Source organism: Mycobacterium sp. GA-2829 (assembly GCF_001499965.1).
Taxonomy (GTDB): domain Bacteria; phylum Actinomycetota; class Actinomycetes; order Mycobacteriales; family Mycobacteriaceae; genus Mycobacterium.
Map to the genome: position 1 here is coordinate 1 of NZ_LQIT01000006.1, position 20,581 is coordinate 20,581.

24 protein-coding genes are annotated in these 20,581 nt (G+C 69.6%); 13 read left to right on the top strand and 11 right to left on the bottom strand.

Annotated features, from left to right (window positions below; translation table 11 throughout):
• A partial coding sequence (locus AU194_RS04880; RefSeq protein ID WP_059088239.1) for an RDD family protein occupies positions 1–675 on the top strand: 675 nt, incomplete at its 5' end.
• Positions 676–681: 6 nt separating this feature from the next.
• On the opposite strand, the gene AU194_RS04885 is transcribed toward AU194_RS04880, so the two are convergent.
• A complete protein-coding gene (locus tag AU194_RS04885; RefSeq protein ID WP_157575902.1) occupies positions 682–1,851 on the bottom strand; it encodes an acyl-CoA dehydrogenase family protein in 1,170 nt (389 codons plus the stop codon).
• 42 nt (positions 1,852–1,893) lie between these two features.
• Here AU194_RS04885 and AU194_RS04890 point away from each other — a divergent pair, with 42 nt between their 5' ends.
• Positions 1,894–3,051, top strand: coding sequence for a cystathionine gamma-synthase (locus AU194_RS04890; protein ID WP_059088112.1), 1,158 nt, complete (start codon positions 1,894–1,896; stop codon positions 3,049–3,051).
• On the opposite strand, the gene AU194_RS04895 is transcribed toward AU194_RS04890, so the two are convergent.
• From AU194_RS04895 to AU194_RS04905, 3 genes are all read right to left on the bottom strand, one after another.
• Entirely contained in the window at positions 3,040–3,705 is a 666-nt protein-coding gene (locus AU194_RS04895; protein ID WP_059088113.1) for a GPP34 family phosphoprotein, read from the bottom strand. The genes AU194_RS04890 and AU194_RS04895 overlap by 12 nt on opposite strands.
• A gap of 6 nt (positions 3,706–3,711) precedes the next feature.
• Positions 3,712–4,206: a transcription elongation factor GreA gene (gene greA / locus AU194_RS04900; RefSeq protein ID WP_059088114.1), complete on the bottom strand. Its 495-nt coding sequence runs from the start codon at positions 4,204–4,206 to the stop codon at positions 3,712–3,714.
• Between the two features lie 227 nt (positions 4,207–4,433).
• Positions 4,434–4,856, bottom strand: a complete 423-nt coding sequence (locus AU194_RS04905) for a DUF4307 domain-containing protein (RefSeq protein WP_059088115.1) — start codon at positions 4,854–4,856, stop codon at positions 4,434–4,436.
• A gap of 151 nt (positions 4,857–5,007) precedes the next feature.
• On the opposite strand from AU194_RS04905, the gene mca reads away from it, so the two are divergent.
• Genes mca through AU194_RS04920 form a run of 3 tightly spaced genes read left to right on the top strand, consistent with a single transcriptional unit; the run spans position 5,008 to position 8,169 of the window.
• Positions 5,008–5,877 (top strand): mycothiol conjugate amidase Mca, encoded by an 870-nt coding sequence (gene mca / locus AU194_RS04910; protein ID WP_059088116.1) that lies wholly within the window; start codon positions 5,008–5,010, stop codon positions 5,875–5,877.
• On the top strand, positions 5,877–6,179 hold the full coding sequence (locus AU194_RS04915; RefSeq protein WP_059088117.1) for a hypothetical protein: 303 nt from the start codon (positions 5,877–5,879) through the stop codon (positions 6,177–6,179). The genes mca and AU194_RS04915 overlap by 1 nt, the downstream gene beginning before the upstream one ends.
• Entirely contained in the window at positions 6,163–8,169 is a 2,007-nt protein-coding gene (locus AU194_RS04920; protein ID WP_059088118.1) for a thioredoxin domain-containing protein, read from the top strand. Before AU194_RS04915 ends, AU194_RS04920 begins: the two co-directional genes overlap by 17 nt.
• On the opposite strand, the gene AU194_RS04925 is transcribed toward AU194_RS04920, so the two are convergent.
• Genes AU194_RS04925 through AU194_RS04940 form a run of 4 tightly spaced genes read right to left on the bottom strand, consistent with a single transcriptional unit; the run spans position 8,157 to position 10,514 of the window.
• Entirely contained in the window at positions 8,157–8,408 is a 252-nt protein-coding gene (locus AU194_RS04925; RefSeq protein WP_059088241.1) for a cytochrome C oxidase subunit IV family protein, read from the bottom strand. The genes AU194_RS04920 and AU194_RS04925 overlap by 13 nt on opposite strands.
• Before the next feature lie 41 nt (positions 8,409–8,449).
• A complete protein-coding gene (locus AU194_RS04930; protein WP_082698490.1) occupies positions 8,450–8,968 on the bottom strand; it encodes a cytochrome c oxidase subunit 3 in 519 nt (172 codons plus the stop codon).
• 59 nt (positions 8,969–9,027) lie between these two features.
• The gene (locus AU194_RS04935) at positions 9,028–9,774 is read right to left on the bottom strand and encodes a hypothetical protein (protein ID WP_059088120.1); all 747 of its coding nucleotides are present in this window, start codon (positions 9,772–9,774) and stop codon (positions 9,028–9,030) included.
• Entirely contained in the window at positions 9,771–10,514 is a 744-nt protein-coding gene (locus tag AU194_RS04940; RefSeq protein WP_059088121.1) for a hypothetical protein, read from the bottom strand. The genes AU194_RS04935 and AU194_RS04940 overlap by 4 nt, the downstream gene beginning before the upstream one ends.
• 218 nt (positions 10,515–10,732) lie before the next feature.
• Between AU194_RS04940 and AU194_RS04945 the strand changes: the two genes are divergently transcribed.
• Together AU194_RS04945 and AU194_RS04950 are read left to right on the top strand one after the other, a co-directional pair.
• On the top strand, positions 10,733–11,335 hold the full coding sequence (locus AU194_RS04945) for a TetR/AcrR family transcriptional regulator (protein ID WP_059088122.1): 603 nt from the start codon (positions 10,733–10,735) through the stop codon (positions 11,333–11,335).
• Positions 11,336–11,354: 19 nt separating this feature from the next.
• Complete coding sequence (locus tag AU194_RS04950) at positions 11,355–11,714, top strand: nuclear transport factor 2 family protein (RefSeq protein ID WP_059088123.1); 360 nt, start codon at positions 11,355–11,357, stop codon at positions 11,712–11,714.
• A gap of 48 nt (positions 11,715–11,762) precedes the next feature.
• On the opposite strand, the gene AU194_RS04955 is transcribed toward AU194_RS04950, so the two are convergent.
• Positions 11,763–12,506 (bottom strand): hemolysin III family protein, encoded by a 744-nt coding sequence (locus AU194_RS04955; protein ID WP_059088124.1) that lies wholly within the window; start codon positions 12,504–12,506, stop codon positions 11,763–11,765.
• Between the two features lie 54 nt (positions 12,507–12,560).
• Between AU194_RS04955 and AU194_RS04960 the strand changes: the two genes are divergently transcribed.
• A complete protein-coding gene (locus AU194_RS04960) occupies positions 12,561–13,352 on the top strand; it encodes a (2Z,6E)-farnesyl diphosphate synthase (RefSeq protein ID WP_059088125.1) in 792 nt (263 codons plus the stop codon).
• Between the two features lie 21 nt (positions 13,353–13,373).
• A complete protein-coding gene (locus AU194_RS04965; RefSeq protein WP_059088126.1) occupies positions 13,374–14,723 on the top strand; it encodes a hypothetical protein in 1,350 nt (449 codons plus the stop codon).
• A 7-nt stretch (positions 14,724–14,730) separates the two neighbouring features.
• On the opposite strand, the gene AU194_RS04970 is transcribed toward AU194_RS04965, so the two are convergent.
• Positions 14,731–15,645, bottom strand: coding sequence for a ribonuclease Z (locus AU194_RS04970; RefSeq protein ID WP_059088127.1), 915 nt, complete (start codon positions 15,643–15,645; stop codon positions 14,731–14,733).
• Between the two features lie 121 nt (positions 15,646–15,766).
• On the opposite strand from AU194_RS04970, the gene AU194_RS04975 reads away from it, so the two are divergent.
• Complete coding sequence (locus tag AU194_RS04975; protein ID WP_059088128.1) at positions 15,767–16,174, top strand: hypothetical protein; 408 nt, start codon at positions 15,767–15,769, stop codon at positions 16,172–16,174.
• Positions 16,175–16,269: 95 nt separating this feature from the next.
• On the top strand, positions 16,270–16,668 hold the full coding sequence (locus tag AU194_RS04980) for a hypothetical protein (RefSeq protein WP_059088129.1): 399 nt from the start codon (positions 16,270–16,272) through the stop codon (positions 16,666–16,668).
• Between the two features lie 77 nt (positions 16,669–16,745).
• Here AU194_RS04980 and coaA read toward each other — a convergent pair whose 3' ends face one another.
• The gene (gene coaA / locus AU194_RS04985; protein WP_059088130.1) at positions 16,746–17,684 is read right to left on the bottom strand and encodes a type I pantothenate kinase; all 939 of its coding nucleotides are present in this window, start codon (positions 17,682–17,684) and stop codon (positions 16,746–16,748) included.
• Positions 17,685–17,749: 65 nt separating this feature from the next.
• Here coaA and AU194_RS04990 point away from each other — a divergent pair, with 65 nt between their 5' ends.
• Both AU194_RS04990 and AU194_RS04995 read left to right on the top strand, forming a co-directional pair.
• Complete coding sequence (locus AU194_RS04990) at positions 17,750–18,961, top strand: hypothetical protein (protein ID WP_059088131.1); 1,212 nt, start codon at positions 17,750–17,752, stop codon at positions 18,959–18,961.
• 122 nt (positions 18,962–19,083) lie between these two features.
• Positions 19,084–20,559 (top strand): glycine hydroxymethyltransferase, encoded by a 1,476-nt coding sequence (locus AU194_RS04995; protein WP_059088132.1) that lies wholly within the window; start codon positions 19,084–19,086, stop codon positions 20,557–20,559.
• Positions 20,560–20,581: the final 22 nt, after the last annotated feature.

The following is a 20,581-nucleotide window of genomic DNA, read 5'->3' on the forward strand; positions in this document are numbered from 1 at the left end:
TCCGGGAACTACCCCCCGCCGCCCCAGGGCGGGTACCCGCCACCGCCGCCACCGCAGGGCGGCTACCCGCCGCCCCCGTCGGGCAATATGCCGCCACCCGGTGCGTACGCGTCTGCGCCGCAACAGTATTCGGGCGGATATCCGGGCGGGTACCCGCAGGCGCAGGTGCTCCCGCGCGAGGCCTACACACCGTGGTTCACCCGCGTCGTCGGCGCCCTCATCGACGCCGTCCCGCCGATCCTGCTCAGCGGTATCGGCTACGGCATCGCATTCGCCACCGGCGACACCGTTTGCGTCGACAGCGAAGACGGCATCGGCGGCTCGTGCACGTCGTCGTTCTCCGGCGTGGGGACCGCGGTGCTGGCGCTGATGTGGCTCGCGTCGCTGGCCTACTGGATCTGGAACTGGGGCTACCGTCAGGGCACCACCGGCCAGAGCATCGGCAAATCGGTGATGAACTTCAAGGTCGTCAGCGAGAAGACGTGGCAGCCAATCGGTTTCGGCCTCTCGGTGGTTCGCCAGATCGCGCACGTGATCGACCAGATCATCTGCTACATCGGCTACCTGTTCCCGCTGTGGGACGCCAAGCGGCAGACGCTCGCCGACAAGATCATGAGCACGGTGTGCGTGCCCACCGAACGCAACCGGCAGCAGCAGCAGCAGTACCCGCAGTAGATCCCGTCATCCTCGGAAGGCGCTGACCCCGGTCAGCGCCTCCCCGATGACCATCTGATGCACCTCCGAGGTGCCCTCGTACGTCAGCACCGATTCCAGGTTGTTGGCGTGCCGCAGCACCGGATACTCCAGCGTGATCCCGTTGGCGCCCAGCAGTGTGCGGCACTGCCGGGCGATCTTCAGCGCCTCGCGCACATTGTTGAGCTTGCCGAAGCTCACCTGATCCGGGCGGATCCGGCCCTCGTCCTTGAGCCGGCCCAGATGCAGCGCCAGCAACTGCGCCTTGCCCAATTCGACGGCCATGTCGGCGATCTTGGCCTGGGTCAGCTGGTAGGCCGCCAGCGGTTTGTCGAACACCTCGCGGCTCCCGACGTAGTCCAGCGTCGTCTCCAGGCAGTCGCGGGCGGCGCCGACGCTGCCGAACACGATCCCGAATCGCGCCTCGGACAAGCACGCCAGCGGGCCCGACAGGCCACGAGCCGACGGCAACTGTGCCTCGGCGGGCAGCCGGACGTCGTCGAGCACCAGCTCGGAGGTGTTCGACGCGCGCAGCGAGAGTTTGTGCTTCATCTCCCGGCCCTCGAACCCCTTCGTGCCCGCGGGCACCAGGAAGCCGAGGATGCCCTCCTCGGCCCGCGCCCACACCACCGCGACGTCGGCCTCGGAACCGTTGGTGATCCACATCTTGGCGCCGTTGAGGATCCAGTCGCCGCCGTCGCGGCGTGCGGTGGTGCGCATCCCGGCCGGATTTGAGCCGAAGTCGGGTTCGGTGAGGCCGAAGCATCCGATCACGTCGCCGGTGGCCATTGCGGGCAGCCACTGCTGGCGCTGCTCCTCGCTGCCGTGGTGGTGGATCGCGAACATCGCCAGCGATCCCTGCACCGAGACCATGCTGCGCAGCCCGCTGTCGATCGCCTCGAGCTCCTGGCACACCACGCCGTAGGCGGTGGCCGTCGACCCGCCACAGCCGTACCCCTCGAGGTGCATCCCGAGCAGGCCGAGCTTGCCGAACTCCGACGCCAGCTCGCGCACCGGCACCTCCCCGGCCTCGAACCACTCGGCGACGTGCGGGCGCAGCCGCTGCTCACCGAAGCGGCGCACCGTCTGGCGCAGCTCGACCTCCTCGGGGGCGAGCATGGCGTCGGTGTCGAGCAGATCGTCGATGCGTACGGTCATGGCCCCATGTCTACACCGCGCTTCGCTAGGCTCGATGGCGTTATGAATGAACAGCGCAACACCCACGGACTCGCGACCAAGGCCATCCACGCCGGGTACGCACCCGACCCGCAGACGGGCGCGGTCAACACGCCGATCTTCGCCAGTTCGACCTTCGCCCAGGACGGCGTCGGCGGGCTGCGCGGTGGCTTCGAGTACGCCCGCACCGGCAACCCGACCCGGCAGTCGCTGGAGTCGGCGCTGGCCGCGGTGGAGAGCGCCGACTACGGCCGTGCGTTCGCCTCCGGGATGGCGGCCACCGACTGTGCGATCCGCGCGGTGCTGCGTCCGGGGGACCACCTCGTCATCCCTGACGACGCCTACGGCGGCACCTTCCGGTTGATCGACAAGGTGTTCTCGCAGTGGGGTATCGGCTACACCGCCGTCGCGCTGTCCGACCTCGACGCCGTCCGCGCGGCGCTGACCCCGCAGACCAAGATGATCTGGGTCGAGACGCCGACCAACCCGCTGCTGTCGATCGCCGACATCGCCGCCATCTCCGAGATCGCCAAGTCGTCGGGGGTGAAGGTGTTGGTGGACAATACCTTTGCCTCGCCGGCGCTGCAGCAGCCGCTCACCCTCGGCGCGGACATCGTGCTGCACTCCACCACGAAGTACATCGGCGGGCACTCCGACGTCGTCGGTGGTGCACTGCTCACCGACGACGAGGAACTCGACACGGCGTTCGCGTTCCTGCAGAACGGATCCGGCGCGGTGCCCGGCCCGTTCGACGCCTACCTGACGCTGCGCGGGCTCAAGACGCTCGTGGTGCGGATGCAGCGGCACAGCGAAAACGCCACCGCCGTCGCCGAATTCCTCGCCAACCACCCGGCCATCGAATCGGTGCTGTATCCCGGGCTGCCGAGCCACCCGGGCCACGAGGTGGCGGCCAAGCAGATGAGTGGGTTCGGCGGCATGGTGTCGGTGCGCCTGCGCGGCGGGGCCAAGGCCGCGCGCGACTTCTGCGCCCGCACTCAGATCTTCATCCTCGCGGAATCGCTGGGCGGGGTGGAGTCGCTGATCGAGCACCCCGGCGCGATGACCCACGCCTCGACCGCGGGGTCGCAGCTCGAGGTGCCCGACGATCTGGTCCGGCTGTCGGTCGGCATCGAGGACCGCGCCGACCTGCTCGCCGACCTGGGGCAGGCGTTAGGCGCGTAACGCCGCACGTACCGCCGAGGCGGTGACGGCGAGGTTCACCTCGGCCAGCCCCGTCGCCGATTCGTCGACCCAACTGCCGAGCGCGATCTCCCCGGCCCGGCCGTGCACCCACCGCCACCCGCGGTCGTTGAGGCTCAGCAGCGCGCCGAGCCCGTCGACGCTGTGCAGCAGCGTGATCACCGCGGCCGTCACGGGGCCGGGTGCGGTGCGGTCGAACAGCGCCGACAGCACCTGGGAGCGGGCGTGGGCGACGCGGTCGCGGTTGGCCACCGGCCACACGTAGGAGCGGCCGAACCGTTTACCCGGCACGTCGTGACGCCCGATCTGGCCGGCGGCCAGCAGATGGTCGAGCAGCGGCGGCTCGACCCGCCCGCGGAGTTTGTCCAGCGCCGACTGCGGGCGCAGCGGACGGCGCTGCAGCAGCTCGAAGGCCGGTCGGCTCACCGGGTCGAGGGGGCCGAGGGGCGTCAGCGCCAGCAGCCGGCCTTCCGGCGCGGGGTCACCGTCGACGGCGGGCCGGATCAGGCACGCGTGGGCCAGATCCAGCAGCACCGCCCCGGCCAGCACCCGCTCGCGGCGGGGTTTGTCGAGGCACGGCTGCGCGGACGCGTTGTCCAGCAGCAGCAGTAAGAGGTCTTCGGCGATCAGCGCCATGGACCGTCAGGAGTGGTACGGCTCCGCGCTGACCAGGGTGACCTGCACGGTGCTTCCACTCGGCACGGTGTAGCTGCGCGTCTCGCCGACCTTGGCGTCGATGAGCGCGGCGCCCAGCGGGGATGCGGGGGAGTACACCTCGAGCTTGCCGTCGTTGACGGCCTGTTCGCGGGTGCCGATCAGGAAGGTCTCGGTGTCGTTCTCGTCACCGTCGTAGTAGACCTTCACCACCGAGCCGGGCAGCGCGACGCCGGACTGCTTGGGCGCCTCGCCGACCTTGGCGTTGTTGAGGAGCTCCTGCAGCTGGCGGATGCGGGCCTCTTCCTGGCCCTGCTGCTCACGTGCGGCGTGGTAACCGCCGTTCTCGCGGAGGTCGCCCTCCTCGCGGCGGTCGTTGATCTCGGCGGCGATGACGGGCCGGTTGGCGATCAGCTGGTCCAGCTCCGCCTTCAGCCGGTCGTATGACTCCTGGGTCAACCACGTGACCTGAGTGTCAGTCATGTCTTCGCGCTCCTGTCGTCGTTGTCTCGCGCTGTGTCCGGAAAGTGTTGTGGGGTCGAGGGCTGGGCTCGTGGCGTGTACTGCTGCAAGCCCCCGGCTCGTGCGTCCCCCCGGCGCGAACAACGCGTAAATGCAGCAATACACGGCCCCAGCCGGAACCGTGTACCGGTCGATCGTACCACCGCGGCGACGTCAGGCGTTCACGATTTCGCCGCCGAGCGTTGGTCCTAGGGCGCCACGAGATAGGGCGGGACGTCGAGCCCGCACCCGTAGACGTCGCCGATCACCGGCGGTCTGCTGGCCTCGATCTCGGTCGTGACCTGCACCGTCGCCTGCTGGGACGGGGGCACGAGAATCTCCCGGCGGCCGGTCTCGCTGCCGTCCTTGGAGCGGGCCCGCACGATGCACACGGCGGGTTGCGACGGATCCTTGCGCGTCACGCTGACCGTCACCTCGACGGTACGGTCGTCGAGGATCCGGTAGGCCCCGAGTTCCCCCTCGACCTCCTGGCTGCCCAGCCGCTGGGACCCCACGATCGCGATGATCACGCCGGCGACGACGACCGCCGCGGCCAGCACGCCGACCACCAGCCGGCGCGTCCTGCGCGGCATCCGCTGCCGCCCGTAACGGGTGGCGGGACGTTCGATCATGGGGTTGGGGGTGCCCGTCGGTCGGTCGGCTCTGTCAGAACTGAGACTATAGAGCGCGACGGTCGCGACCTCGACGACGAGCCCGGGCAGGAACGGGCCCCGGATCGGCCCGGGGCATAGTCGCGACGACGCCGTAGTTGAATGAGACGAGATGACTGAACTGCGCATGATGGCGGTGCACGCGCACCCCGACGACGAGTCGAGCAAGGGTGCCGCCACCATGGCCAAATACGCCGATGCGGGCGCCCGCGTGATGGTGGTGACACTCACCGGTGGTGAGCGCGGCGACATCCTGAACCCGGCGATGGACCTGCCCGAGGTGCACGGCCGAATGGCCGAGATCCGGCGCGACGAGATGGCCAAGGCCGCCGAGATCCTCGGCGTCGAACACCACTGGCTGGGCTTCGTCGACTCCGGGCTGCCCGAGGGTGACCCGCTGCCGCCGCTGCCCGAGGGCTGCTTCGCGCTGGCCCCGCTCGACGACGCGACCGAGGCGCTCGTGCGGGTGATCCGCGAGTTCCGGCCGCACGTGATGACCACCTACGACGAGACCGGCGGCTATCCCCATCCCGACCACATCCAGTGCCACCGGGTGTCGGTCGCCGCGTACGAGGCGGCCGGCGATCACCACCGGTATCCCGACGCCGGTGAGCCGTGGAACGTCTCGAAGCTGTACTACATCCACGGCTTCCTGCGGGACCGCATGCAGTTGCTGCAGGACGAGTTCACCAAGCACGGGCTCGAGGGGCCGTTCGCGAAGTGGCTCGAGCACTGGAACCCCGACCGCGACATCTTCGCCAAGCGGGTCACCACGCGGGTGGAGTGCGCCAAGTACTTCCCGCAGCGGGATGACGCGCTGCGCGCGCACGCCACGCAGATCGACCCGAACAGCTTCTTCTTCGCCGCCCCGCTGGAGTGGCAGGAGCGGCTGTGGCCGACCGAGGAGTACGAGCTGGCTCGCTCGCGGGTCCCGGTCACGCTGCCGGAGACCGACCTCTTCGAAGGCATCGAGGCGGACTGATGATCGACACGTTGTTGGTGGCCGCCGACCTGCTGGCCCAGGACCAACCCCGCGAGACCGGTCCGGACTTCGGCAAGGCCAGTCCGTTCGGCCTGCTCATCGTCGCGGTGCTGCTGGTGGCGGTGTTCCTGCTGGTGTTCTCGATGAACCGGCACCTCAAGCGGCTACCGGAGTCGTTCGACCCCGAACACCCCGAACCGGATCAGGCCGTCGACGACGGCACCGTCGACCTCGGCACCGGCTCCGCACCCGGTGGCGACACCGAGAAGAACGGGAACACCCCGCGTGAGTCCGGGGGCTAACGAACTCGGCGGGGCCACCAGCCCCTACCTGCGCCAGCACGCCGACAACCCGGTGCACTGGCGGCAGTGGACCCCGGCCGCACTGGCCGAGGCCGCCGAGCGCGACGTCCCGATCCTGCTGTCGATCGGCTACGCCGCCTGCCACTGGTGCCACGTCATGGCCCACGAGTCCTTCGAGGACGACCAGGTGGCGGCCGCGATGAACGCCGACTTCGTGTGCATCAAGGTCGACCGCGAGGAGCGGCCGGACCTGGACGCGGTCTACATGAACGCGACGGTCGCGCTGACCGGTCAGGGCGGCTGGCCGATGACCTGCTTCCTCACCCCCGACGGGCGGCCGTTCTTCTGCGGTACGTACTACCCGAAGCCGAACTTCCTGCAGCTGCTGGCCGCGGTCAACGAGACCTGGCGGACCCGGCGCGACGAGGTGGAGCAGGCCTCCGACCGGATCTCCGGGGAGCTGCGGAACATGGCGGGCGGGCTGCCCGGCGGCGGACCGGCGGTGCGCCCGGAACTGTGCGACGCCGCCGTCGAGGCCGTGCTGCGCGACGAGGACACCGCCCGCGGCGGCTTCGGCGGAGCCCCGAAGTTCCCGCCGTCGGCGCTGCTCGAGGCGCTGCTGCGGCACCACGAACGCACCGGATCGGACGCATCGCTGGCCACGGCCGAGCGGACCGCGGCGGCGATGGCGCGCGGCGGGATCTACGACCAGCTCGGAGGCGGGTTCGCGCGATACAGCGTCGACGCCGACTGGGTGGTGCCGCACTTCGAGAAGATGCTCTACGACAATGGGCTGCTGTTGCGCTTCTACGCGCACTGGGCGCGCCGCACCGGGGATCCGCTCGCGCGGCGGGTGGCCGGTGAGACCGCCCGGTTCGTCATCGACGATCTGGGCGCCGACGGTATGTTCACCTCGTCGCTCGACGCCGACGCCGCCGGTGTCGAGGGGCTGACCTACGCGTGGACGCCCGCCCAGCTGCGGGAGGTGCTCGGCGACGAGGACGGCGATTGGGCGGCAACGCTTTTCGCGGTCAGCGCGGCAGGGACGTTCGAACACGGCACCTCGGTGCTGCAGTTGCCCACCGACGCCGACGACCCCGCCCGGTTCGAGCGGGTGCGCACGGCGCTGCGCGCGGCGCGCTCGACCCGGCCGCAACCCGGCCGTGACGACAAGGTCGTCACCGCGTGGAACGGGCTGGCGATCACCGGGTTGATCGAGGCCGCGGTCGCGCTCGACCAGGACGAACTCCTCACGGCGGCAACGGAATGCGCGCGCGCCGTCGTCGACCTGCATGTGGTCGACGGCCGGCTGCGCCGTGCCAGCCTCGGCGGCCGGGTCGGCGAGAGCGCGGCGATCCTCGAGGACCATGCCGCGCTGGGAACCGGGCTGCTGACCCTCTACCAGGCCACCGGCGACGAACAGTGGCTCGACGCGAGTCTGCACCTCGTCGACGTGGCGCTCGACCACTTCGCCGATTCCGAGAACCCGGGCCGCTGGTTCGACACCGCCGACGACGCCGAGGCGCTCGTGCTGCGGCCCGCCGATCCGTTCGACGGCGCCACCCCGTCGGGTGCGTCGCTGATCGCCGAGGCGTTGCAGTTGGCCGCCCACCTCGCTCCCGCGGCGCGGGCCGAACGCTACGGCGCGGCCGCCGACGCCACGCTTGCCTCCGCGGCGCTGATCCTCGAACGCGCACCCCGCTCGGGTGGGCACTGGCTGGCCGTCGCCGAGGCCGCCGTGCGCGGACCGCTGCAGATCGCGGTGGCCTGCGACCCCGGGAGATCTGAACTACTTGACGCGGCACGACAATTCGCGCCGGGCGGGGCGATCGTGGTGGGCGGGCCCGTCGACTCCTCGGAGCTGCTACTGCACCGGGACCGCGTCGACGGCGCCGACGCCGCCTACGTGTGCCGCGGCCGGGTGTGCGATCTCCCGGTGACGACGAGCGACGCCCTGGCCGCCGCGCTCGGCGCCGGTCAGACCAGGTAGATCACGAAGACCGCGGCGAACAACACCGCCAGCCAGCCGTCGCAGGATCGCCGCAGCCACCGTGGTGCGCCGCGCACCTCCATGAAGTAGCGGATGATCAACCGCGACTTGACCGCGGTGAGCACCAGCACCAGCGCGGTGATCGGCGTGCTGGCGTGGACGGTGTCGGTGACGTGGGCGGGCGCGAGCCACCACGAGCCGACCGTGATGACGACCAACGCGGCCCAGACCCACGTCATCGTCCGGCCTCGGCTGTGGGCGGGTGCGGTCTCGGTCACGGTCACCTCATCACGTAGAGCAGGCCGAAGATGATCACCCAGAGCAGGTCGACCATGTGCCAGTAGACAGCGCCGGATTCGACCACCGACGTCCGGCGGCGCCCGGGGGTGCGCAGTTCCCGCACCAGGACGCCGAGCACGATCAACCCGATCAGCACATGCACCAGGTGCACACCGGTCAGCACATAGTAGAACGAGTAGAACAGCTGCGAGTTCGTCTGGCCCGCAGCGATTTTGATGTACCACTCGTAACCCTTGAAGGCCATGAACAGCACGCCCGCGAAGCCGCCCGCCCAGATCAGCGCGACCGCGCGGTCGTACCTGCCCTCCCGGGTGGCGAGCACACTGCGGGCGACGAACCACGAACTGGTCAACAGGATCACGGTGTTGAGCACACCGATGTCGATGTCGAGATGTTGTTGGGCGCGCAGGAACTCCTCGGTGTGCATGGTGCGGTACACCATGTAGACGACGAAGTAGCCGGCGAAGATGACGAGATCGCCCAGCACCATCACCCACATGTGCCCGTCGCCGGGCAGATGGCCGTCGCGTCCGCGGTCGATGCGTTCCCGCTCGAGGGTCACGGGGCCGTCACCTCGTCGAGTTCTCGGGCGGTCGCCTTGCGCAGCAACACAATCAGTGCGCCGAGCCACAGGCTGAACACCACGACCGACCACCAGAACGCCAGCGACCCGTTCCACGCGAACGGCCCGGACTGTGCGACGAACATCTGGGTGGCGATGACCTCGGTGATGATCTGCCAGATGCTCACGTAGGCAAACCATTTCGGGAAGATCTCGTTGCGGTCGTAGAGGATCGCGATCGCGAACGCGAGATAGGCCGCCGAGAAGCAGCCCAGGGATCCGTTGTAGGACAGCATCCCGAGGTCGTAGAGCAGGCTGACGATCTGCGGGTCGCGGTCGGTGCGGAAGGTGGCGGTCAGGAAGCACACCGCCACGAGCAGGAAGCCGGGCAGCGCGCCGACCCCCATGCCGCCGATGTAGACGTAGGCGAAGATCGGACCCGTCGTCATCCGCGACATGTGGTAGCCCACCAGGCCGTTGGTGACGGCGGCGCCGCCGAGCAGCACCAGCAGCAGGGCGAAACCGATCTGGATGGTGGCGCCGTTGGCGGCGAAGAACGCGACCTTGTCCTCGGCCGTCACGTCCGGCCGCGGCGGTGGGGTGACCCGGGCCAGGATGCAGATGATCACCCCGAAGACCGCGTACCACACCGGGAAGAACCAGCAGACCCACCGCACATCGCGGCGGCCGGGCGGGACCCGTGCCGCGGTGCGGGCCAGCTGTCCGGGGGCGAGCACGCTCACCGCAGCACGCCCTCGCCGCGGGCCTGGCGCAGCACGGCGTTGCGCAGCACGAAGAACATCACGATGACGAACACCGCGAACCCGCCGTTGCGCAGCCAGAACGACAGAATGCCGTCCCAGGCCAGCGGTCCGGTGTGGAACACCGCCGCGCCCGCCGCCGGGATCATCGCCACACCCGTCGCCAGCGAGTAGTGGCCGACCCAGCGCGGGAACACCGGGCCGGGTCCGTCGTCGAAATACACCGCCAATGCCAGCAGCGCGAACTGGGTGACCACCATGCCGACCGGCGCGATGAACACGATCCACGCGAGGTCGTTGAGCACCATCACCAAGGCCGGATCGCGGTCCGGTCGGAACGCCGCGACGAGGAAGAAGATGTTGGACAGCGCGAACGTGGTGGCGCCGCTGACGACGGCGGTCAGATAGCAGTACGCGAACACGCCGGACTGGGTTCTCATGCGTTTCATCTGGATCACGATGACCATGAAGAACGGCAGCACCATGATGCCGCACAGGTTGAACGTCACCTGGCTCAACCGGATCCAGGCGGTGTTCTCGGCGTAGAACGCGGCGACCTGCTCGGCGCTCAGAGTGGGGGACAGCGGCGGCCAGAACCCCGGGAAGGCCAGCAGTGCGAGCAGCAGCACCGCCCCGACCGCAGGCCCCGTCCACAGGCACACCCACTGCGCCTTGATCTTCGCGGCGTTGGGCAGGTCCTGAGCCTGCTCGAGGATCTGCACCGTCGACCTCCAAGTGACCTGAGTCAGACCTGACAGCACGGTGACGGGGTCACCGGACCACGCCTCGTCGTCGTGGATCCGCCTGCTGCACGGCTCTTACCGTTGAGGGCACGGTAACCCGATCGACTCGGAAGGGGAACACTTTTTCTGATTTGAGTCAGTTTTTTCGCAGCCGACATAGGATCGCGGCAGGGTCATCACGTCAGAGTGGATGGACATTGCTGAAGCATTCGCCGCCCGAGCGCGGCCGCAAGGGCGCCCAGACCCGCGAGCGGTTACTGGGCGCGGCGATCGCCGAATTCAAGCGGGGCGGGATCGCGCGCGCCGACATCGGCGCCATCGTCGCGGCGGCGGGCGTCGCCCACGGCACGTTCTTCTTCCACTTCCCGACCAAGGAGCACGTCCTGCTGGAGTTGGAGCGCCGCGAGGAGGACCGGATGGCCGCCGAACTCCACCGCTTCTTCGCCACACCGCACGACGTGCGGGCCACCCTGGCCAAGATCGTCGAGATGCTGGACGCCCTCGAACGACGGCTCGGCAGCCGGTTGTTCAAGGACTTCCTGGCACTGCACTTCTCGACGACCCGGCAGCCGTCGGAGGAGTCGACCGATCACCCGGTGATCCTCGCCGTCGTCGAGGAACTCGGCCGGGCCCGCGACCGCGGTGAGATCCCGGCCGACGTCGACGTGCTCAACAACGGGGTGTCGTTCCTGGCCGGGCTGTACGCGCTGTTGGTCACGCTGCCCGAGGACCCCGAGATCCGGCGGCCCGTGATCGACACGTACCTGACCACCTACACGTACGGTCTACGCGCGGTGTGATCCGTGTAACCTCCCGCTCATGTCAGTCGACCCCAGGGCCATCGTCGAGCGTTACCTGCACACCGTCACCAACGGCACCGCCGACGACGTCGCCGCGCTGTACGCCGAGGACGCGACGCTGGAGGATCCGGTCGGCGGCGGCGAGGTGCACATCGGACGGCAGGCGATCGCCGGCTTCTACAAGAACACCGACGGCGTGGAGATCAGCACCGAACTACTGACCATCCGCGTCGGCGGCAACGAGGCCGCGTTCGTGTTCGCGATCACCGTCGGCGGCGCCATGCGGATCGAACCGATCGAGATCATGACGTTCACCAGCGACGGGCTGATCGCGTCGATGAAGGCCTACTGGGGTTCCGACGACATCACCCAGCTGTGATTTCGGCGCGCAAACGTGCGCTGGGCGTACGCGAGCGCGCCGAAATCGCTAACCGGAGAAGACCGCGAACCACATCGCGATGTAGTGGCAGATCGCCGCGACCGCGGTGCAGGCGTGGAAGAACTCGTGGTGGCCGAAGGTCGTCGGCCACGGGTTGGGCCACTTGAGCCCGTACAACACCCCGCCGATGCTGTAGAGCGCACCGCCGACGATCAGCAGCACCACCGCCGCGACCCCGGCACCCTGCATGATCGGCCCGATGAACCACGCCGCGACCCAACCGAGTAGCAGGTAGAGCGGTACCCCGACCCACGCGGGCGCCGAGGGCCAGAACATCTTGAGCAGGACACCGGCGATCGCCCCGGACCACACGATCCACAGCAGCACCACACCGTCGTCCGAGGGCAGCGCCAGCGCGGCGAACGGGGTGTAGCTGCCCGCGATGAACAGGAAGATCATCGAGTGGTCGGCGCGCTTCATCCACTTGCGCGCGGTCGGCGACTGCCAGTTCACCCGGTGGTAGGTGGCGCTTACGGTGAACATCGCGACGATCGTCAGCGTGTAGATCAGCGTCGCGATACCCGCCCTCGTCGACTGCACCGACCACGACACCGAGACCAGCGTCGCCCCGCAGACCACCGCCACGATCGCGGAGTAGAGGTGAATCCACCCGCGGGCGCGCGGTTTGCCGATGAACTGGGCGACACCATCGGCGACGGCCGCGGGGAAGTCCTCCGGATCGCCCTGCGGACGGGACTCGTCGGCGTCGATCGGGCTGGACGGGGTCGTCATCTCACCTCCGTCAATCGGTGGGGGCATTCGGCCGCCACAGTAGTCTGGTTGTCTATGGACATCATTCCCCGCGGTCTCAAAGAGCCTGCATACCGGCTCTATGAGATGCGGTTGCGTCAGGAGCTGACGCGGTCCAAATCACAACTGCCACGCCACATTGCGGTGCTGTGCGACGGCAACCGTCGTTGGGCGCGTGACGCCGGTCACGACGACGTCAGTTACGGCTATCGCGCCGGTGCGGCGAAGATCGCCGAGATGCTGCGGTGGTGTCAGGCCGCAGGCATCGAGATGGCCACGGTCTATCTGCTGTCCACCGAGAACCTGCGCCGCGACGTCGCCGAGCTGGCCGAGCTCATCGAGATCATCACCGGCGTCGTCGAGGAGATCTGTGCACCCGCCAACCGTTGGAGTGTGCGCACCGTCGGCGACCTGTCGCTGCTGGGGGAGGAGCCGGCGCGCAGGCTGCGCGACGCGGTCGAGTCGACCACCGGCAACGGCAACACCTTTCACGTCAACGTCGCCGTCGCTTACGGCGGCCGGCAGGAGATCGTCGACGCGGTGCGGGCGCTGCTGGGCAAGAAGCTGGCCGACGGTGTCACCGGCGAGCAGCTCGTCGAGGCCGTCACCGTGGACGCGATCTCGGAGAACCTCTACACCTCCGGCCAACCCGACCCCGATCTGGTGATCCGCACGTCGGGGGAGCAGCGGTTGTCGGGGTTCCTGCTGTGGCAGAGCGCGTACTCCGAGATGTGGTTCACCGAGGCGTACTGGCCGGCGTTCCGGCGGGTCGACTTCCTGCGCGCGCTGCGCGACTACACCCGCCGGGATCGCCGCTACGGCATCTGAGACCCGTGCCACACTGGTGCCATGGCTGCGCTGTCCGCCGTGGTCTTCGCGCTGAGCTGGTGGCTGGGTCTGTATCTGCTGGCGCGTAATCCGCGCAAACCCGCGCTGGTGTCGGCCGCGATCGGGCTCACGGGGTTCGCACTCGTGGTGGCGCTGGACGCGGTCCGTGTCATCAGCGGCGCCGATGTGCTCGGCCGGGTCGAGATCTACCTCGTCGTCGTGCCCGGCGTCGCCTGGTTCGCGGTGCTGCTGGAGGTGGCACGCCCGGACACCGGGCTCGGCCGGGCCGGGGAATCGATCGCCGTCGCCGGGGTCGCCGCGGTGGCGCTGGCGGGTGCGGCACTGGCCGGGACCGTCGAGGGTCCGCTGCGCGCCGGGCACTGGCTGATGTTCGGCGTCGTCTCGGTATCCGCGCTCGCGGCGATGGTGCGTGCGGTGCGCCGCGGCGTGAAACCCGTTCCGGTGGCCGGTTTCCTGGTGATCGCGACGCTGTTCTTCGCACTGGGCAACGCGATCCTGGTCATCCCGCTGGGCCTGCTGCCGAGCTGGCTGGCATTGGCGTCGACGGGTTTCGACGTGGCGCTGCTCGGGGTGGCGGTGGCGATCTGGGACGCGTTCGACGAGGGGCAGGCGCTACGGGCGGACATGCGACGATCGTTCGTCGCGACCGCGGCGGTGGCCGTGCTGTTCGGTGGGCAGGTGCTCGTCGGCATGGCGTTCGCCGGGCCGGGTACCGCGCTGGCGGTGCTGTTGTTCACCAGCCTCGGGCTGGCGATCGCGGTCAACGTGCTCGCCGATCCGCTGGCGGGGGTGCTGGACCGGTTGGCGTTCGCCCGCGCACCGGACCTGCGCGCCGACCGGGCCACGCTGCGCCGCACCGAGGCCGCGCTGCCGCGGCGCGCGGCCAACCCCCTCGACGACATTGACGACGAGACGTTCGCCCGGCTGACGCGCCGCGCGCTCGGGCACTACGGCGATCTGGCCAAGTTGATGGCCAACCCGTTGACGGCGCTTCCGGTGATCGACGAACGCCTCGCCGCGCGCGGGGCGCCCGATCAGCCGCTCGAGCGCGCCACCGAGTTGCGGGCGCTGCTGGCCGAGCGGATCGCCCGGCTCAAACCGCGCGACGGCGGCGACTTCGGCACCACCGAGCAGTGGCGGCACTACAACTCGCTGTACTTCCCCTACGTGGCCGGTGTGCGCGCCTACGCCCAGAACGCGACCCCGGCGGGCCTGGATCCCGTCGCCCGGCGCGCCTGGCAATGGTTCGTCACCGACGTGCCGCAGCGCTCGCTGCACAACTGGCAGACCGCGGCGGCCAAGGTGATCGCCGCGGATCTGCGCAGCGATCTGGTCGCCGCGGGCGACTGATCGGCCGTCAGCGGCGGGCCGGTACGGGGATCCGCGTCAGGTCCTCCGCCACGACCACGTCACCGTCGAACTGCGTGAGCGCCTCCTCGCGGTGGCGGGCAATGTCCGGATACCGCTGCGAGAAGTGGGTCAGGACAAGGCGTCGCACATTGCACTCCGCGGCCACCCGGCCGGCCTGCGCGGCGGTGAGATGTCCGAAGCGAGTCGCCAGTTCGGCGTCCTCCTCGAGGAACGTCGCCTCGATCACCAGCATGTCGACGCCGTCGGCCAGCGCGTACACCGCCGGGCACAGCCGGGTGTCCATCACGAACGCGAACGTCTGCCCCGGCCGCGCCGTCGACACCTCCTCCACGCCGACCACCCGCTCGCCCAGCCGGATCGCCCCGGACCGGTGCAGCTCGCCGATGGCGGGGCCCGCGATGCCGTGGCGGGCCAACAACTCGGGTACGAAGCGATGTCCGTCGGGTTCGACCAGCCGGTACCCGATCGCGTCGACGGGGTGGTCCAGCCTGTGGGTGTGCAGGACCCCGAAGGGGCCATCGGCCACCGGACCGTCCGAGGCCACCGGCACCTCGCGGAGTTCGGCGCGTTCGTGGAACACCGACGCGTGGCGCAGCCGGGCGAAGAACTCGCGGCCCGAGTCCGGGTAGTACGCATGCACCGGGTGTCGCACGTCGTCGAGGGACAGCCGCTGCACCACGCCGGGCACCCCGAGGCAGTGGTCGCCGTGGAAGTGGGTCAGGCACAGCTGGGTGATCCGGCTCGCCGCGACGCCGGCCAACAGCATCTGGCGCTGGGTGCCCTCGCCCGGATCGAACAGGAACCCCTCGTCATCCCACAGCAGCAGGTACCCGTTGTGGTTGCGGTGCCGCGTCGGCGCCTGACTGGCGGTTCCGAGCACGACCAGTTCACGCGCCGTCACCTGCTCGACCCTAGGCGCTGACCTGCGGTTGGCAGTGGTTGGCAGCGTTCGGTGTCGATCTGGCAGTGCAGGTTTCGCAGCATCGGAGGTGTTACACCCGCCTCACCGCCGAGGAGCCGACATGACCGCGATCGTCACCCGCCCACTGTCCGATTCCACCGACTCGCTGCTGCGCTTCGCCTTGCGCGCCGACGCGACCGTGTGCGCCGCGTTCGGTCTGGTCGTCGCGATGGCCGCCGACACGTTGTCCCGCACGGTCGGGTTGTCCGCCGCCGCCGAATGGATCGGCGGTGCCTTGCTCGTCGGGTACGGCGCGCTGCTCTACGTGCTCGCCGCCGTCCCGGACGTGCGACGCGTCGGTGCGGCCGTGCTGGCGGGCAACGTCGGCTTCGCCGTCGCCGTCGTGGCGGTGCTCATCGCCGGCTGGCTGCCGCTGACCGCCACCGGTGTCGCGCTGACCGTCGCGTTCACCGTCATGACGCTGGCCCTTGCCGTCCTGCAGTACCTCGGCGTGCGCCGTCTGGCGTGACGCCCTCCTGCCGGTGCGGGGCGCCGCCGTCCGGCGTGACGCCCCGCATCCGGCCCCTGGTTTCACCAGTGATCCCACCACCGAAGGAGAATGGAATGACCGCTGTAGCCGCCGACATCACCACCCGGGACCGGTTCCTGCGCCTGGCCATGCGCGCCGACGCGGTGCTGACCGGACTGGCCGGCCTCGCCGCACTGCCGTGGGCCGCGACCCTCGCCGACTGGTCGGGCACCACGACGACGATCGAGTACGCACTCGCCGCGTTCTTCATCGCCTACGGGCTCGTGGTGTTCGGGCTGTCGACGCTGCCGTCGCTGCGCACCGCAGGCCTCGCGGTGATCGTGGCCAACCTCGCCTACACCGTCGCCGCGGTCGTGGTCGTGGCCACCGACGTGTGGACGATGACGACCGTCGGCGTGGTGCTGACGCTCGCGACCGGTGTCTACACCGCGGTGTTCGCCGAACTGCAGTACGTGGGCTGGCGCCGCCTCTAGAACCCGCGAGCAGACACAGATTCGCGCTGGAACGGCCGTTCCAGCGCGAATCTGTGTCTGCTCGCGGGGGGGTATTGCTACAGCTTGCGCAGGCGCAGGCGGTTGATGGCGTGGTCGGCGTCTTTGCGCAGCACCAGCGTCGCGCGCGGACGGGTCGGCAGGATGTTCTCGATCAGGTTCGGCCGGTTGATCGAATGCCAGATGTCACGGGCGGCGAACACGGCCGCGTCATCGGTCAGCGTCGCGTAGTGGTGGAAGTGCGACGCCGGATCGGCGAACGCCGTCGACCGCATCGCCAGGAACCGGGAGATGTACCAGCCTTCGATGTCCTCGATGCGGGCGTCGACGTAGACGGAGAAGTCGAACAGATCCGAGACCATCAGCGCCGGACCGGTCTGCAGCACGTTGAGACCCTCGAGGATGAGGATGTCGGGGTGGCGGATGATCTGCTTCTCGCCCGGCACGATGTCGTAGAGCAGGTGCGAATAGACCGGGGCGCAGGCATGATCGGCGCCGGACTTCACCGCCGTGACGAACCGCATCAACGCCCTGCGGTCATAGCTCTCCGGAAAACCCTTGCGGTGCATGATGTTCCGACGGGCCAACTCGGCGTTCGGATACAGGAAACCGTCGGTGGTGACCAGGTCGACGCGGGCGTGGTTGCCCCACCGGGCCAGCAGCGCCTGCAGCACGCGGGCGGTGGTGGACTTGCCGACCGCGACGCTGCCCGCCACGCCGATGATGAACGGCACTGGCCGGTCCGGGTTCTGCTGCGGCTCGCCGAGGAACTCCGAAGTCGCGGCGAACAACCGCTGCCGCGCGGCCACCTGGAGATGGATGAGCCGCGCGAGCGGGAGGTACACCTCCTCGACCTCGAGCAGGTCGAGTTTCTCCCCGAGACCGCGGAGTCGGATGACCTCGTCCTCGGTGAGTTTCAGGGGTGTGGACATCCGCAGCGCACGCCACTGGGTGCGGTCGAACTCCACATAGGGGCTCGGTTCGCTCAGCCGCGCCATGGGGTCAGTCTTGCAGTACCGGCTCCGGGGTGAACGGCTGGGGCGACCCGATTAGCGTTGCGGGTATGGAGCCCGACACCCTGATTCGCGAATATCTGCTTCTCGGTCTGCGCTTCGACCGGATCGAGGAGGGCTACGTCGACTCCTTCACCGGCGACCCCGCACTGCGCCACGCGGTGGCCGACGAACCCGCCCCCGACCCCGCCGACCTCACCCGCCACGCCGAGCGGCTGCTCGCCGCGCTGCCCGACACCCCGCGGACCGGCGGCTTCGACGAGGCACGCGCCGACTACCTCACCGCGCACCTGCGCGCGCTGGCCCTGGCCGGGCGTAAGTTCGCCGGCGAGGACGTCGGATTCGTCGACGAGGTCGAGGCCTACTTCGACGTGCGCATCACCAAGGGCGATCCGGAGGCCTACCGGCAGGCGCACGTCGCACTCGACGAAGCGCTCGGCGGCAGCGGACCGCTGGCCGAGCGGATCCAGGCCCACCGCGCCGCCGACGAGATCCCGCCCGAACGGCTCGAGGAGTGCATCCACGCGTTCTCCAGCGCCCTGCGCGACCGGGTTCGGGCGACGTATCCGCTGCCGGACTCCGAGACCATCACCTACGAGGTGGTCACCGACAAGCCGTGGTCGGGGTTCAACTACTACCGCGGTGACTACCAGTCGACGGTCGCGGTCAACGCCGACCTCAAACAGCAGATGGCCAACCTGCCGCGGCTGGTCGCCCACGAGTCCTACCCGGGCCACCACACCGAGCACTGCCGCAAAGAGGCCGGCCTGGTCGCGAAACTCGGCCACGCCGAGCAGACGATCTTCCTGGTCAACACCCCGCAGTGCCTGATGGCCGAGGGTCTGGCTGACCTCGCGCTGTACGCCGCGATCGGACCGCAGTGGGGCAATTGGGCAGCGGAGATCTACGCCGACCTCGGGCTGCGGTTCGACGGGGCGCGCGCCGAGGCGGTGTCGGCGGCGACGGCGGCGCTGGCCGACGTGCGCCAGGACGCCGCGCTGATGCTGCACGACGAGCACCGCCCGGTCGACGAGGTCGTGGCGTTCCTCAAGCGCTGGCTGCTGGTCAACGACGACCGGGCCCGGCAGATGCTGCGGTTCCTGTCGTCGCCGCTGTGGCGGGCGTACACGTCGACCTACGTCGAGGGCTACCGCCTGCTGCGCGGGTGGCTCGACGCCCGGCCTGCCGGAGTCGGGCTGACCGAGCGGTTCGGCCGGTTGCTCGACGAGCCGCTGATCCCGTCGGCGCTGCGCGTGGCCTGACGCGGCCGCCGAGTGTGCGGTTTCATACGCGACACGCCGCACCGGGCGTATCAGTTCGCACAGTCACCGCAGAAGGTGCCTGACCGGCGACCGCCCGGCCCGTGAGTACTACCCTCGTCACCATGACTGCAGACCCCGTGACCTCGTCGGCGGCCGCTCCCGGCGCCGAGTACGCCGACACCGCGAGCGCCGCCTACCGGGCCGCGCTGCAGGTCATCGAATCCGTCGAACCACGGATCGCGGCGGCCACCCGCAAAGAGCTGGCCGACCAGCGGGATTCCCTCAAGCTGATCGCCAGCGAGAACTACGCGTCGCCGGCCGTGCTGCTGACCATGGGCAGCTGGCTGTCCGACAAATACGCCGAGGGCACGATCGGCCACCGGTTCTACGCGGGCTGCCAGAACGTCGACGTCGTCGAGAGCGTCGCCGCCGAACACGCCCGCGAACTGTTCGGTGCGCCGTACGCCTACGCCCAGCCGCACTCCGGTATCGACGCCAACCTGGTGGCCTTCTGGGCCATCCTGGCCACCCGGGTCGAGGCGCCGGGGCTGGCCGAACTCGGCGCCAAACATGTCAACGACCTCAACGAGGCGGACTGGGAGAGCCTGCGCAACAAGCTCGGCAATCAGCGGCTGCTCGGCATGTCGCTCGACGCGGGCGGTCACCTCACCCACGGGTTCCGCCCGAACATCAGCGGCAAGATGTTCCACCAGCGCAGCTACGGCACCGATCCGGAGACCGGGCTGCTCGACTACGACAAGCTGGCCGAAGCCGCGCGTGAGTTCAAACCGCTGATCCTGGTTGGCGGCTACTCGGCCTACCCGCGGCGGGTCAACTTCGCCAAGCTGCGCGAGATCGCCGACGAGGTCGGCGCCCCGCTGATGGTCGACATGGCCCACTTCGCCGGTCTGGTCGCGGGCAAGGTCTTCACCGGCGACGAGGATCCGGTGCCGCACGCCCACGTCGTCACCACCACCACGCACAAGTCGCTGCGCGGACCGCGCGGCGGCCTGGTGCTGGCGCAGCCGGAGTACTCCGACGCCGTCGACAAGGGCTGCCCGATGGTGCTCGGCGGACCGCTGTCGCACGTGATGGCCGCCAAGGCCGTCGCGCTCGCGGAGGCGCGCCAGCCGTCGTTCCAGGCCTACGCCCAGCGCGTCGCCGACAACGCCAAATCGCTGGCCGAGGGCTTCCTCAAGCGCGGCGCCCGCCTGGTCACCGGCGGCACCGACAACCACATCGTGCTGCTCGACGTGACCAGCTTCGGGCTGACCGGCCGCCAGGCCGAGTCCGCGCTGCTCGACGCGGGCGTCGTCACCAACCGCAACTCGATCCCGGCCGACCCGAACGGCGCCTGGTACACCAGCGGCATCCGCTTCGGCACGCCGGCGCTGACCACGCGCGGCTTCGGCGCCGCGGAGTTCGACCGGGTGGCCGAACTGGTCGTCGACGTGCTGAACAACACCCAGCCCACGCAGGCCTCCAACGGGCCCTCCAAAGCCAAGTACACGCTGGCCGACGGCACCGCCGAACGTGTGCACGCGGCGTCGCAGGAGATGTTGGCGGCCAACCCGCTCTACCCGGGTCTGACGCTGTAGCGACGCGCCGACGGGAGTTTTA